The following is a 13,035-nucleotide window of genomic DNA, read 5'->3' on the forward strand; positions in this document are numbered from 1 at the left end:
GCGGCTCCTAGCGCTCGGCGACCATCGGGGTGTCGACCCCGATCGGCCCGGTCTTGTGCGAGCCGCCCGGCGCGCCCAGTGGCTCGTCCCGCCCCGGCAGCGTCTCGGTGAAGAACCGCTTGTTGTCCTCGGTGAACTCGGCGTCGGCCTCCGGCACCCGCCGATCCTGGGTGATCGCCTCGACCGGGCAGACCGGCTCGCAGGCGCCGCAGTCGATGCACTCCTTGGGGTTGATGTAGAGCTTGCGGTCACCCTCGTAGATGCAGTCGACGGGACATTCCTCTGTGCACGACTTGTCCGTGATGTCGATGCAAGGACTGGCGATGACGTAGGGCATGAGGCTCTCCTGCCTTCGTGGTCGGGGATGGTCCGGAGGGTCGGCTCAGGCCGGGACCGGGACAGCCGCCTGGTTGTCGGTCGAGTGGCCCGGGAAGAGCTGGGCGTCCGGATCCAGATGGACTGCAGCGTTGTTCACTGCAGTCGCCACCTCGCCGAAGCCCACGGCAATGAGACGCACCTTGCCATCGTATTGCGTGATATCACCGGCCGAGAAGACGCCGGTGACCGAGGTGCGCATCGCCGAGTCGACGACCAGGTGCCGGTTGTCATGCAGCTCCATGCCCCAGTCGCGCAAGGGACCGAGGTTGGCGGTGAACCCGAGGGCGGCCACGAGCTTCTGGCAGGGCAGGGTGCGCGACTCTTCCTCGCCCTTTACCGTGATGTCGATGGTCTCGAGCGCAGCGGCGCCGGTCGTCGTGGTGACCTGCGCGTTGACGATGACCTCGACGTCGGAACCGTGCAGCTGGTCGACGGAGGCCTGGTGCGCCCGGAACGCCTCGCGGCGGTGCACGAGCGTCACCCGGTCGGCGATCGGCTGGAGCATGAGCGCCCAGTCCACGGCGCTGTCACCGCCACCGACCACGACGACCTGCTTCCCGGCATACTCCGCCGAAGAGGGCACGAAGTAGTCGAGACCGCGGCCGAGGAAGTCCTCGCCGGCCGGCAGCGGCCGGGGTGTGAAGGTGCCGATCCCGCCGGTGATGATCACCGCGCCGGCGGTCACCTCGGTGCCGTCGCTCGTGCGCACGACCAGCAGGTCGGGCCGGCCGTCGCGGGTGATCCGCTCCAGCTGCTGCGCCTCCTGTCCGAGCAGGTAGGTGGGCTCGTAGGGGGCGGCCTGCTCGACCAGGTTGCTCACCAGCTGGCGCCCGGAGATGGCGGGAAATCCGGCGATGTCGAAGATCTGCTTCTCCGGGTACATCGCCGTGACCTGTCCACCGACCTGGCTGAGCGAGTCGACCACGGCCACGCGCAGGCCGCGGACGCCGGCGTAGTAGGCGCCGAACAGCCCCACGGGGCCGGCTCCGACGATCAACAGGTCGACCTCGACGGCGCTCATGCGGTCACTCCGGGCGACTCGGGGACGGACGTGGAGGCGGTCGGGAGGGGCGAGGTCGGCGCAGCGGCGGCGGCACCCGACTCCACCACCAGGTCCCGGATCTTGAAGCGCTGCACCTTGCCCGTCGCGGTCTTGGGCAGCTCGTCGACGAACACGACGGCACGCGGCCGTTTGAAGGACGCCAGTCCCTCACGGCACCAGGCCACCAGCTCCTCCTTGGTCACGGCGTCGCGGTCGACGGGGACGACGGCGGCGACCGGCTTGATCAGTCCCTCGGCGTCGGGTGCGCCGACCACGGCCACCTCCGACACCTGGGGGTGCTCGAGGAGCCTGGCCTCCACCTCGGCCGGCGACACCCAGATGCCCCCGGCCTTGAGCAGGTCGTTGCTGCGCCCGAGACACGTGTAGTAGCCCTGCTCGTCCTGGACATAGCTGTCACCGGTGGACAGCCACTCGCCCTGGAAGACCTGTCGACTCGCGTCCGTGCGGCGCCAGTAGCCGACGGCGCTCGACTGGCCGCGCACGAACAGGCCACCGGGCTCCCCCACCGGGACCAGGTTGCCGTCCGCGTCGCGCAGCTCGATGTCGTAGCCGGGCACGGCCCGCCCGGTGGTGCCCGGCCGGATGTCGTCGGGACGGTTGGACACGAAGATGTGCAGCACCTCGGTGGAACCGATGCCGTCCAGGATCTCGAAGCCGAAGCGGTCGGTGAAGCGCTTCTGCAGCGGCGCCGGGAGGGATTCGCCCGCGGACGTGCCCAACCGCACCGACGCGAAGGTGTCGTCGGGGATGTCGCTGGCCAGCAGCGAGGCGAAGAACGTCGGGACGCCGAAGAACAGGGTGGGCCGCTCGGCGCGGACCCGCTCGGCGACGACCGCCGGCACCGGACGGCGCGGCTCCAGGATCGTGCTGGCGCCGGCCGACAGCGGGAAGAACAGCGAGTTGCCGATGCCGTAGGCGAAGAAGAGCTTGGCGATGGAGAAGCACGCGTCGTCGGGGCGGATGCCGAGCACCTGCTGACCATAGGTCTCGCAAACGTGCCGGATGTTGGCGTGGCGGTGCATCGCGCCCTTGGGGCTGCCGGTGGTGCCCGAGGTGTAGAGCCACAGCGCCCAGGCGTCCTCGACCGTGGGAGCCAGCTCGCGTCGCGCGGCCTCGCCCCGTCCTCCGGTGACGAACTCGTCCCACGTGAGCAGCCGGGTGCCGGCCGGCACCGGCAGGTCGGCCGCACCGTGCAAGACGACGTGCTCCACGTCGGGCGCGGCCTGCAGCGCCTGCGACACCGCCGCGGCGTACTCGTGCGTCGTGAGGACGACCCGGGCGCCGGAGTCGGCGAGGATGGTGCCGAGCTCGGCACCGTTGTACATCGTCGACACCGGGACCGCGACGACCCCTGCCCGGAAGGCGCCGAGGATGCCGGTGACCATCTCCGCGTCGTCGGACATCACCAGGACCACGCGGTCGTCGCGTCGCAGGCCCAGGCCTCGCAAGGCTCCGGCGACGTCCGCGCAGGCGGCGGCCAGCTCGGCATACGTCAGCGTGTTGCGGCTGCCGCGCACGGCGACGCGTTCACCGTCACCGGCCTCGACGTGGCGGTCGACCAGGTAGTGGGCTGCGTTGAACTGCTCTGCCATCGCCATCACACCCGGTTGAAGTCGTAGGAGCCCTTCAGGCCGCTGCCGAAGCGGCGTAGCGCACCATCGGGGCCGGAAGCGTTGGGCCTGATGAAGATCCAGTTCTGCCACGCGGTGAGGCGGCCGAACACCTTGGTCTCCACCGTCTCCGGTCCGACGAACCGGTGGTTGGCCTCCATGCCGGTGAGGGCATCGGGCGACAAGGAGGCGCGCTCCTCGAGCACGATCCGCAGCTCCTCCTCGAAGTCGATGTCGTCGAGGGCCATGGTCACCAGACCGAGGTCGTCTGCGGCGCTGGAATCCAGCCGCTCACCGAGCCGGCCTCGGACCGCCTCGAGCTCGTCGTCGTGGCCAAAGTAGCGCGACTGCAGGCGGGACAGGCCGTTGCCCATCGGGTAGCTGCCGTCGTTGGACGCGGTGAGGACGATCGCCGCGGGGTCCGCGTCGGGGTCGACGTCCTCGTAGACCCCCTCCAGCATGTACTGCCGGTCGGCGGCGAGCGCCAGCTCGAGCAGGAGGCCGGCGAAGCAGCTGCCGGGCTCGATGACGGCGAAGAGACTGCGGCTGGTGACGTCGAGGCGCTTGAGCGTGCGCTTGTAGTAGTGGCGCACCTCGTTCACGAACCAGTCGTCCGCCAGGTCGGCGAGCTGGGCGTCGTAGGCGAGGACCTGGTCGGTGTCTCCCTCGGCCCGAAGGACCCAGGTGCCGAGCTCCTGCTCGTTGGTGCGCAGGTGCAGGATCAGGTCGTCGAGCGCGCGGGTGAGGGCCATCGGCCAGTAGTCCACGCCCTGCGCGAGGACCGCGGCGGCGTCGGCCGGGGGCGCCTCGGTGGGACCCTGCACGGTGATGTCGACGCGGCGTCCGGCGCGGTCGAGCGTGGCCGTGACGAAGGGGTAGGTGATCGTGTCACCGTCGTCCTGACGCGCCAGGGGCGCCAGGGTCACGCCGGTCGCGTCGGCCGGCCGGGTCGAGCTCTGCGCGACCTCCGCGGCCCGCCGCGCGACCTCGTCGGCGAAGTCCTTGCGGGGGACGGTGGCGTCCACGAGGCCCCACTGCACCGCAGTGTCGCCGCGGTAACCCTCGGACTTGGTGGCGAACAGGTCGGCCCTGTCCTTGCGGACGTGCCGCTTGTCCACGACGCGCGTCAGGCCGCCGGTGCCGGGCAGGACGCCGAGCAGCGGGACCTCCGGCAGCGAGACGGTGGAGGAGCCGTCGTCGATGAGGACGATCTGGTCACAGGCCAGCGCGAGCTCGTAGCCGCCGCCCGCCGCCGTGCCGTTGAGCGCGGCGATCCAGGTCTGCCCGGAGTTGTCGGTGGCGTCCTCGATGCCGTTGCGGGTCTCGTTGGTGAACTTGCAGAAGTTCACCTTCCAGCCGTGACTGGACTGCGCCAGCATCCGGATGTTGGCGCCCGCGCAGAACATCCGCTCCAGGCCCCCGGTCATGACGACGGCCTTGACCTCCGGGTGCTCGAAGCGGACCCGTTGCACGAGATCGTAGAGCTCGATGTCCACCCCGAGGTCATAGGAGTTCATCTTCAGGTCGTAGCCGCCGACCAGCCCGCCGTTCTCGTCGACCAGGAGGGTGGCCGTGGCGACCTGCCCGTCCACCCCGAGCTTCCAGTGCCGGTACTGGTCGGGCGCCGTGGCGAAGCTGACAGTGGGAGGGCTCGCCGGCGCGGTGGCGTCCACGGCCTGTCCCTCGGCGGTCTCCGCGTCCTGGGCGCTTGAGGCTTCCCTGGGGTTTTCGGTGCGGTCGGTCACGGTCATGGCTAGCTCCACTCTCGGCGCTCGGTCGGGGTCCACCAACAAGACTCTACGTTTAACACGTAGTTCGTCAAGAGTTTGTAGAATTAAATCTGGATTCGGACTAGGGTTGAGCACGAGTCGCTCGCAGATCCAGCCCTGGGTCGCTGGCACCATGGCGAACGACACCCGCACACGACAGGAGAGCACCCGTGCCCGAGTCCCGGCAACGCGCCGCCGCTCGATCCGCTGAGGCGCCGGCCGGTCGTCAGCGCGAGTCCAGCTCGAGCAGCGCCCGCTCGCTGCTGCTCACCACGCTCGGCGAGTTCGTCCATCCGCGCGACGGCGTCGCCTGGACCGGCACCCTGGTGGAGGCCCTCGGGGCCCTCGGGGTCGAGGAGAAGTCCGCCCGGCAGGCGGTGGCGAGGACGGCCGCCGAGGGTCTGCTGCAGTCCTCCCGGCACGGTCGCAAGGTGCGCTGGTCGTTGACGCCCACGGGCGCCTCGCTCCTCCAGGAGGGAACCGAGCGGATCTACGGGTTCATGCGCCAGAACCGGGCCTGGGACGGTCGATGGCTGGTGCTCACAGTCGGAGTCCCCGAGAGCCAGCGCCAGCTGCGGCACCGCCTGCGCACCCGACTGACCTGGCTCGGGCTCGGTTCGCCCTCGCCCGGGCTGTGGGTCGTGCCCGACGCCTCCAAGAGCGACGCGGTCCGCGCGGCCGTGCAGGAGCTCGGTCTGCTCGAGCGGTCGTTCGCGTGGGCCGGGCCGGCCCTGGCGGCCGGCGACCCGGCGGCCCTGCTCAGCTCCGTCTGGGACCTCGCCAGCGTGGAGAAGCGCTACCTCGGCTTCATCGACCGGTTCGACGCGGAGGAGGTCACGAGCGACCGCGAGGCCTTCGTCGCGCAGGTCCAGCTGATCCAGGAGTGGCGCCGATTCCCCTTCCTGGACCCCGACCTGCCCGTCGAGCTGCTCGACCACGACTGGCCCGGTCCGCGGGCGGCAACGATCTTCCACGACCGCCGCGACCGGTGGCACCGCCGAGCCCAGGTCGAGTGGGACCGGATGGACCGGGCCGCCGGCGACCGCAACTGACCCGCAGGGGTCAGGGGCGGCGGCGCAGGGCCAGCGAACCGACCACAGCCAGCAGCACGCCGACCAGGAAGATGATCGTGCCCATCACGTCCGCCTGGGGCGGCACGCCGAGCCTGCTCGCACCCCACACCCACAGCGGGAAGGTGAGGGTCTGCCCAGCGGTGAACTGGGTGATGATGAAGTCGTCGATGGACAGCGCGAAGGCGAGCAGCCCACCGGCCGCCACACCCGGCACGATCTGCGGCAGCGTCACCAGGCGGAAGGTGGTGAACGCACCGGCCCCCAGGTCACGGGCGGCCTCCTCCGTCGCTCCGTCCATGCCCGCCATCCGGGCACGCACGGTGATCGCCACGAACGGGATGGTGAACATCACGTGCGCGATGACGATGGTCCAGTAGCCGCGAGGCAGCCCGACGGTGATGTAGAGCGACAGCAGCGCGGCGCCCAGGCCGATCTCCGGCGCCGCGATGTTGGCGAAGAGCACCAGGTCGGTCAGGCCGTGCCCCCGGTAGCGGTAGCGCGCGAGGGCCACGCCCATCGGGGTGCCCAGGAGCACCGCGCAGATGGTCACGACGATGGCGATCGTGAACGAGTTGACCAGTGCCTCGGTGAGGTTCGGGATGGCGAAGACGTTCTGCCACCACTTGAAGGTGAACCCCTGCCAGCGGAAGTTGAACCGGCTCTGGGTGTCGTTGAACCCGAACGCCGCCATCACGACGATCGGCAGGAACATCCACGCCAGGATCAGCCAGGTGTAGACGCGTAGGAGGCGGCCCTTGCCCCGGGGCCTGCGACTCGGACGCGGCTCGGCGGCCGGGTCCTCGCCGCGCGTGCGCTCGGCCGTCGCGGCGGTCATCCGGCGCTCACCTCCATGACGTCCTCGGTGCCGAGCGCCTTGGCGTAGGCGAAGATGCCGATCAGCAGGGCCGCCATGAGCACGAACGAGAGCGCAGCAGCCTGGGGATACTGGCTGTTGGAGATGTAGAGAGTCTGGATGATGTTGCCGATCATCACCTGGCCGGTGCCGCCGAGGATGGAGGCGCTGATGTAGTCGGAGGTCACCGGCACGAAGGTCAGCAGCACGCCGGCGAAGACCCCCGGGATCGACAGCGGCAGCACCACCCGCAGGAACGTCTGCGTCTTGCTGGCGAACAGGTCGCTCGACGCTTCCAGCACCTCGCGGTTGATCCGCTCCAGCCCGACGTAGATCGGCAGCACCATGAAGGGCACCGAGTAGTAGGTCAGGCTCGCGATCACCGCGAAACTTGTTGCGAGCACGTGGAAGTCGCCTGGCAACAGGCCCAGGTCGCGCAACGGCCCGAGCAGGAGGCCGTCGTCGGACAGGAGGAACTTCCACGCGAGCGTGCGCAGCACGAAGGTCACGAAGAACGGCAGGAGCAGCAGGAAGAGGTAGACCGCCTTGCGGTTGCCGCCGTGGAACGAGATCCAGTAGGCCATCGGATAGCTGATGATGATCGTGGCGACCGTCGTGATGACACCGTAGACAACCGACCTGAAGAACTGCGAGTGGTAGGCGGACAGCATGTCGGCGTAGTTGCCCACGTCGAAAGTCTGCGAGAAGCCGCTGATCAGGTTCCCGCTCATGGTCGAGATGCTCAACATCGCCACGATGGGGACGACGAAGAAGATCGCGATCCAGAGGCCACCGGGCAGGATCAACGCGTATGGCGTGAGCGTCGCCCTCAGCCGGCGCCCCATCAGGGCCTCGACACCGGTGCCGCGTGGTGCGGTTCGCCGGTCAACGCGTAGGAGTGCTCGACCCGCCAGGTCAGCCAGACGGCCTGCCCCTGCGCCGCGGCGCTCTCGGAGCTCGCGGCGTTCTGCAGGAAGACCACCACGTCGGCTCCGGTGGCGGTGGTCACGGTGTAGCTGGTGGACGTCCCTTGGTAGACGACCGCCTTGATCGTCCCCCTCAACGAGCAGCCCTGGTCCGGTGCCCGGGCCGCCAGCTCGATCTTCTCGGGCCGCACGGTGAGCTCGAGCGCATCTCCCGGTGACGCGTCCGGCGCCGCGACCAGGACGCGTCCGTCCGCGCCGAAGTCGAGCAACGCCATACCATCCACCATCCTGGCGACCCGGCCGGTGAGGATGTTGGAGGTGCCGATGAAGCCGGCCGTGAAGCGGGTCGCCGGCTGTTCATAGATCTCGCGTGGCGTCCCGAGCTGCTCGATCCGGCCGGCGTTCATCACGGCGACCCGGTCTGACATGGTCAGGGCCTCGCCCTGGTCATGGGTCACGTAGACGAAGGTGATGCCCACCTCCTGCTGGATCCGCTTGAGCTCGATCTGCATCGACTGGCGCAGCTTGAGGTCGAGGGCGCCCAGGGGTTCGTCGAGCAGCAGCGCCCGGGGGCGGTTGACCAGCGCTCGGGCCAGCGCCACGCGCTGCCGCTGGCCACCGGACATCTGCGAGGGTCGGCGCTGTTCCATGCCGGTGAGCTCCACCAGCTCCAGGGTCTCCCGGACCCGTTCGGCGATCTCGGGCTTCGGGACCTTGTGCCGGCGCAGGCCGAACGCGACGTTGGCGAAGATGTCCATGTGGGGAAACAGCGCGTAGCTCTGGAACACCATGTTGACGTCCCGCTTGTTCGGCGGGGTGTCCGTGACGTCGCGGCCGTAGAGCAGGACGGCGCCCTCGGTCGGCTCCTCGAACCCGGCGATCATCCGAAGCGTCGTCGTCTTGCCGCAGCCGGACGGCCCCAACAGTGAGAAGAACTCTCCCGACTCGATGGTCAGGTCGAGTCGCTCGACCGCGCGGAAGCCTTCACCTCGTCGCGCGGCGTAGGTTTTGCCCACCCCGGCCAGCTCGATCGCCGCGGACGGTCTCGAGGCGGAGGGCCTCGCCGCTCCCGGGGCGTGTTGGGTGGCCGGTGTCTCCATCAGGCGCCCTCCACAGGTCAGGACTGGAAGATCGGATCGAAGACCGCGTTGAACGCGTCGATCTCGTCCAGCTTCAGCGTGCGCCCGGTGGACACCTGGCCATAGGTCTTGTCGCTGGGGAAGACCGCGTAGCTCTTGGCGAGGTCGCGCAGGTATGTCGCGTCATCGCCCTTCGACTTCTTCGCGTCGGCGAGCACGATGTCCTTGGCCGAGGGCACAGGGGTGATGTAGTTGACCCACTCGGCCACCATGGCGGCGACCTTGGGCTCGTAGTAGAAGTCCATCAGCATCAGGGCGTCGACCGGGTTCTCGGCATACTTGAGGATCAGGAAGTTGTCGGTCCACAGCAGGGCGCCCTCCTTCGGGATCACGAACTCCAGCTTGGTCCCGGACAGGTTGCTCTGGAAGATGTCGCCCGACCATGCCTGGCACACCCAGATGTCCCCGTTGGCCAGCGCCTCGACGTAGTCCTGCTCATAGAACTTGCGGACGTTGGGCTTGACCTTCTCCAGCCACTCGGCGGCCTTCTTCCAGTCGTCCTCGGTCGAGGTCTTCGCGTCGATGCCGAGCGCGAACATGGCGGCGTTGCCGAGCTCCTCAGCGTCACCGAACATGCCGATCTTGCCCTTGAAGGCGGGATCCAGCAGATCGTCGAAACTGGTGATCTTGCGCCTCGTCTTGGCGGGGTTGTAGGCGAGTCCGCTGAAACCCGCCTGGTAGGGAATGGTGTAGGTGTTGCCCGGGTCGTAGGTCGGGTCCTTGTACTTCGCGCCCGCGTACTTGGCGAAGTTGGGCAGCCGGTCGTGGTCGAGAGGCACCAGGTAGCCGAGCTGGATCATCCGGCTGAGGACCTGCCCGTCGGAGATCACCGCGATGTCGTAGCCGGTGCTCTGCCCCGCGGCGAGGGTCGGACGGATCTTGGCGAAGAAGGAGGGGTTGTCCTGGATGTCCTCGCGATAGGCCACCTTGATGCCGGTCCGCTTCTCGAACAGCTCGAGCGAGGGGTGCTTGCCCTTGTTGCCTTCGGCGGTGTCGAGGTAGAGCGGCCAGTTGGCCCAGGTGAGCTTTCCGGTCTTCTTCTTGCCGGACCAGTACTTCGTGACCGCGTCCTCACCGGCCGTCGCGCCACCCGTGCCGCCCGTGCCACCGGTGGCCCCCGTGCCTCCCGTGCCTCCGGTCTCGTCGCTCGCCGGCGCCTGACCGCTCACGCCGCACGCCGACAGCACTGCCCCGGCGCCAAGTGCGGCGGCCCCCGCGGCCGTCATCCGAAAGACGGCTCGGCGGCTGACTCTCTGCTGGGTGAGCCCACGCCACAGCGCGGGATCGGTTCCCCGGGACGGTTCGTTTTCATTGCTCGGCAGCATGGTCGTGCACCTCTCCGCAGGATTACGCCGTCAACGTACCCATCCGCAACGGATTCCGCTAGGGTTCTGCCGATCTTGTGATGAATTTAGTTGTCAAGCGACTCCACCGGCGCGACCGCCCGAGGCGGCCCGCGCGATGACCCGCGCCGACGGAGAGGCACCCCCCGGCTCACTCCTCGACGACGTCTCGAAGGCGATCATCGCCGAGCTGCAGCAGGACGGACGCCGGTCCTACTCGGCCATCGGCCGTGCCGTGGGACTGTCGGAAGCCGCGGTGCGGCAACGAGTCCAGCGGCTGCTGGACAGCGGGGCGATCCAGATCGTGGCGGTCACCGACCCGATGCAGCTCGGCTTCGCACGGCAGGCGATGATCGGCATCCGTGCCGACGGTGACCTGGGGCCGGTCGCCGACGCTCTCGCGGAGATCCCCGAGGTCGACTACGTGACGATCACCGCTGGATCGTTCGACGTCCTGGTCGAGGTCGTCTGCGAGAGCGACGACCAGCTGCTCGAGCTGATCTCCCATCGGATCCGCTCGATCGAGGGCGTCCGCACCACCGAGTCGTTCGTCTACCTCAAGCTGTGCAAGCAGACCTACTCCTGGGGCGTCCGCTGATCCCTCGCGGGCCGCGTCAGCCGCGATTCGCGCTGTCGTCGCCGCTCAGTTTCCGGCCGCGGCTCAGTACTGGTGGTCCTCGATGTTGACGTAGCCGCCGCTCTCCTCGTGACCGGGCGGGCGACCCTCAGGGGCCTCGCCCGAAGCGGACGACGTCGCGGCAGGCGCCGGGGTGGCGGGAGCCTCGTCGGCACCGGTCACCCGCTTGCGGAGCGAGGCGTCGTTCTCGTTGCCCTCGTAGCCGCGCACGAGCAGCCAGTCGTGGACCGCGTCGCGGTCAGGGTGGGTGTCGCGCACCGTGTTGTAGACGTAGTTGGTGCCGCGCCTCGCCGCCTCCCGCTCGATGTTCGCCAGCACGAAGCTGCCCACCCCAGCCTGCTGCCGCTCTGGATCGACGGCCAGCAGGATCTCGGTGTCACCGCCCCACGTCGAGTCGAGCCAGCCGTAGCCGACTGGCTTGCCCTCCTCGGACGCGACGAACCAGTCGCCGGGCAGGTCCTGTCCCGGGCGGAAGTCCACGTTGAGGGCGCCCCGCGGCGCGCCGCCGATGATTCGCTGCTTCGCGTCGTCCCAGGTGGGGCTGTCCTCACGGGACCAGGTCAAGCTCATGGTGTGCTCCTTGGAGGACCGTATGGCGTGGAGGGCCCCCGCGACGTACCGCGTGAGGCACGAGCGAGGACCGGCGTGACATTTCGGCGACGATCGCAGTCTGTCACTGTCACGCCCTACGGGACAGGGTCAGGAAAGGCCCTCTTCGGCCAGGTGGACGTAGTCGAACTCGACCGGCTGGTCGTTGATCCCGGTCTGCGGCGGGGCGATCCAACCGGCGAACTTGCCGTACTCGTACTCCGGCACCATCAGGGCCGCGACCTTGCGCCGGTCCTCCGAGCTGGGCACCCACTGGTCCTTCTGGGCCTCCCAGGCCTCGTCGTCGAGCACCTCGCCGGTGGGGCTGACGTGGTGACCCGCGTAGTTGCCGACCGCCCGGTTGAAGCCCTCGTGCGGCAGCAGGAGCCGCTCCTCGAGGCCGGCGTCCTCGAGTGCCTGGTTCCACCGGCGCACGCCGTTGGCGCAGTCGGCGACGTATTCGTCGCGCAGGTCGAGGTTGAGCGCGCTGAGCATCGGCACCGTCTTGGACCGGATCTCGCCGTCCTCGACGTAGTTCATCTCGCGCGTGTCATCGAGCAGCACGTGGTCGTCCTTGCGGCGCTTCTCCATCCACCGGCCCTTGAGGCCCGAGGTGTAGTAGTTGCCCGCGTTGGTCGACTGCTCGGAGCCGAACAGGTCCATGGACACCGAGAACTGGAAGTTGAGGTACTTCTGGATCACCGAGAGCGGGATGCCACCGTGCTCCCAGATGTCGTCGGTGCCGTACTCCTTCATCAGCTCGGCCGTGCGCTCGACCGTGCGCTGCACCCCGGTGGTGCCCACGAACATGTGGTGGGCCTCCTCCTTGAGCATGAACTCACAGGTGCGCGCCAGCGGGTCGAACGCCGACTCCTTGAGCGTGCCGAGCTGGTACTTGCCGTCCCGGTCGGTGAAGTAGGTGAACATGAAGAACTGCAGCCAGTCGGTGGTCTCCTCGTTGAACGCGCCGAGGATCCGTGGGCTGTCCAGGTCACCCGAGTTGCGCTTGAGCAGCTGCTCGGCCTCCTGCCGGCCCTCGCGGCCGAAGTAGGCGTGCAGCAGGTAGACCATCGCCCACAGGTGCCGACCCTCCTCGACGTTGACCTGGAACAGGTTGCGCAGGTCGTAGATGCTCGGGGCGGTGTTGCCCAGGATGCGCTGCTGCTCGACCGACGCCGGCTCGGTGTCGCCCTGGATCACGATGAGGCGCATCAGGTCGGCCCGGTGCTCACCGGGCACCTCCTGCCACGCGGGCTCGCCCTTGTGCTTGCCGAAGGCGACCTGGCGCTCGGGGTCCTGCTCGGCCAGGAAGATACCCCAACGGTATTCCTCCATCGGCACGTGGTCGAAGTGCGCCCAACCGTCACGGCCGACGGCGATCGCGGTGCGCAGGTAGACGTCCTGGGTGGGCAGCGCGGGCCCCAGCGTCTTCCACCAGTCGAGGAACTTCGGCTGCCAGCCCTCGAGGGCGCGCTGCAACCGGCGGTCGCCGGCCAGGTTGACATTGTTGGGGATGCGCTCGGTGTAGTCGATCTTGCTCAGCGGGCCGCTGGGGGCAGGTGCGGCACCAGTGCGGGAATCGGTGGACATGAGGGCTCTCCTGGGGTCGGGTGTGGGCCACTGCTATACGTTCTACACTTCTTTGGCGTTATTGCC

At 68.7% G+C, this 13,035-nt stretch carries 12 protein-coding genes; 2 read left to right on the forward strand and 10 right to left on the reverse strand.

The genetic code is table 11. The features are described 5' to 3' along the window. Nucleotides 1-7 precede the first annotated feature (7 nt). From fdxA to boxC, 4 genes are read right to left on the reverse strand one after another with little or no spacing between them, the layout of a single operon-like run. A complete protein-coding gene (fdxA, locus tag FCN22_RS02640; RefSeq protein WP_137119968.1) occupies nucleotides 8-337 on the reverse strand; it encodes a ferredoxin in 330 nt (109 codons plus the stop codon). A gap of 45 nt (nucleotides 338-382) precedes the next feature. Beyond that, nucleotides 383-1,399, reverse strand: coding sequence for an NAD(P)/FAD-dependent oxidoreductase (locus FCN22_RS02645; RefSeq protein WP_137119969.1), 1,017 nt, complete (start codon nucleotides 1,397-1,399; stop codon nucleotides 383-385). Continuing rightward, nucleotides 1,396-3,033 carry a benzoate-CoA ligase family protein gene (locus FCN22_RS02650; RefSeq protein ID WP_238384465.1) on the reverse strand — a complete coding sequence of 546 codons (1,638 nt, stop codon included), beginning with the start codon at nucleotides 3,031-3,033 and terminating at the stop codon, nucleotides 1,396-1,398. Before FCN22_RS02650 ends, FCN22_RS02645 begins: the two co-directional genes overlap by 4 nt. Before the next feature lie 5 nt (nucleotides 3,034-3,038). Then, on the reverse strand, nucleotides 3,039-4,802 hold the full coding sequence (gene boxC / locus FCN22_RS02655) for a 2,3-epoxybenzoyl-CoA dihydrolase (protein ID WP_137119971.1): 1,764 nt from the start codon (nucleotides 4,800-4,802) through the stop codon (nucleotides 3,039-3,041). 188 nt (nucleotides 4,803-4,990) lie between these two features. Between boxC and FCN22_RS02660 the strand changes: the two genes are divergently transcribed. Beyond that, nucleotides 4,991-5,872 carry a PaaX family transcriptional regulator gene (locus FCN22_RS02660; protein WP_137119972.1) on the forward strand — a complete coding sequence of 294 codons (882 nt, stop codon included), beginning with the start codon at nucleotides 4,991-4,993 and terminating at the stop codon, nucleotides 5,870-5,872. 10 nt (nucleotides 5,873-5,882) lie between these two features. On the opposite strand, the gene FCN22_RS02665 is transcribed toward FCN22_RS02660, so the two are convergent. From FCN22_RS02665 to FCN22_RS02680, 4 genes are read right to left on the reverse strand one after another with little or no spacing between them, the layout of a single operon-like run. Next, entirely contained in the window at nucleotides 5,883-6,728 is an 846-nt protein-coding gene (locus FCN22_RS02665; protein WP_137119973.1) for an ABC transporter permease, read from the reverse strand. Then, nucleotides 6,725-7,591 (reverse strand): ABC transporter permease, encoded by an 867-nt coding sequence (locus FCN22_RS02670; RefSeq protein WP_137119974.1) that lies wholly within the window; start codon nucleotides 7,589-7,591, stop codon nucleotides 6,725-6,727. The genes FCN22_RS02665 and FCN22_RS02670 overlap by 4 nt, the downstream gene beginning before the upstream one ends. Continuing rightward, nucleotides 7,591-8,772, reverse strand: a complete 1,182-nt coding sequence (locus FCN22_RS02675; protein ID WP_137119975.1) for an ABC transporter ATP-binding protein — start codon at nucleotides 8,770-8,772, stop codon at nucleotides 7,591-7,593. The genes FCN22_RS02670 and FCN22_RS02675 overlap by 1 nt, the downstream gene beginning before the upstream one ends. 17 nt (nucleotides 8,773-8,789) lie before the next feature. Further along, on the reverse strand, nucleotides 8,790-10,136 hold the full coding sequence (locus FCN22_RS02680) for a polyamine ABC transporter substrate-binding protein (protein ID WP_137119976.1): 1,347 nt from the start codon (nucleotides 10,134-10,136) through the stop codon (nucleotides 8,790-8,792). Nucleotides 10,137-10,272: 136 nt separating this feature from the next. On the opposite strand from FCN22_RS02680, the gene FCN22_RS02685 reads away from it, so the two are divergent. Further along, nucleotides 10,273-10,752: an Lrp/AsnC family transcriptional regulator gene (locus tag FCN22_RS02685; protein WP_137119977.1), complete on the forward strand. Its 480-nt coding sequence runs from the start codon at nucleotides 10,273-10,275 to the stop codon at nucleotides 10,750-10,752. Nucleotides 10,753-10,815: 63 nt separating this feature from the next. On the opposite strand, the gene FCN22_RS02690 is transcribed toward FCN22_RS02685, so the two are convergent. Beyond that, nucleotides 10,816-11,361: a GNAT family N-acetyltransferase gene (locus FCN22_RS02690; protein ID WP_137119978.1), complete on the reverse strand. Its 546-nt coding sequence runs from the start codon at nucleotides 11,359-11,361 to the stop codon at nucleotides 10,816-10,818. A 129-nt stretch (nucleotides 11,362-11,490) separates the two neighbouring features. Then, nucleotides 11,491-12,969, reverse strand: coding sequence for a benzoyl-CoA 2,3-epoxidase subunit BoxB (gene boxB / locus FCN22_RS02695; protein WP_137119979.1), 1,479 nt, complete (start codon nucleotides 12,967-12,969; stop codon nucleotides 11,491-11,493). Nucleotides 12,970-13,035: the final 66 nt, after the last annotated feature.

Source organism: Segeticoccus rhizosphaerae, assembly GCF_005222685.1.
GTDB classification, from domain to species: domain Bacteria; phylum Actinomycetota; class Actinomycetes; order Actinomycetales; family Dermatophilaceae; genus Segeticoccus; species Segeticoccus rhizosphaerae.

What these genes read in the sequence shown, in the direction of transcription:
- fdxA (WP_137119968.1), bottom strand. Translation starts at nt 337, where the DNA reads ATGCCCTACGTCATCGCCAGTCCTTGCATCGACATCACGGACAAGTCG.
- FCN22_RS02645 (WP_137119969.1), bottom strand. Translation starts at nt 1,399, where the DNA reads ATGAGCGCCGTCGAGGTCGACCTGTTGATCGTCGGAGCCGGCCCCGTG.
- FCN22_RS02650 (WP_238384465.1), bottom strand. Translation starts at nt 3,033, where the DNA reads ATGGCAGAGCAGTTCAACGCAGCCCACTACCTGGTCGACCGCCACGTC.
- boxC (WP_137119971.1), bottom strand. Translation starts at nt 4,802, where the DNA reads ATGACCGTGACCGACCGCACCGAAAACCCCAGGGAAGCCTCAAGCGCC.
- FCN22_RS02665 (WP_137119973.1), bottom strand. Translation starts at nt 6,728, where the DNA reads ATGACCGCCGCGACGGCCGAGCGCACGCGCGGCGAGGACCCGGCCGCC.
- FCN22_RS02670 (WP_137119974.1), bottom strand. Translation starts at nt 7,591, where the DNA reads ATGGGGCGCCGGCTGAGGGCGACGCTCACGCCATACGCGTTGATCCTG.
- FCN22_RS02675 (WP_137119975.1), bottom strand. Translation starts at nt 8,772, where the DNA reads ATGGAGACACCGGCCACCCAACACGCCCCGGGAGCGGCGAGGCCCTCC.
- FCN22_RS02680 (WP_137119976.1), bottom strand. Translation starts at nt 10,136, where the DNA reads ATGCTGCCGAGCAATGAAAACGAACCGTCCCGGGGAACCGATCCCGCG.
- FCN22_RS02685 (WP_137119977.1), top strand. Translation starts at nt 10,273, where the DNA reads ATGACCCGCGCCGACGGAGAGGCACCCCCCGGCTCACTCCTCGACGAC.
- FCN22_RS02690 (WP_137119978.1), bottom strand. Translation starts at nt 11,361, where the DNA reads ATGAGCTTGACCTGGTCCCGTGAGGACAGCCCCACCTGGGACGACGCG.
- boxB (WP_137119979.1), bottom strand. Translation starts at nt 12,969, where the DNA reads ATGTCCACCGATTCCCGCACTGGTGCCGCACCTGCCCCCAGCGGCCCG.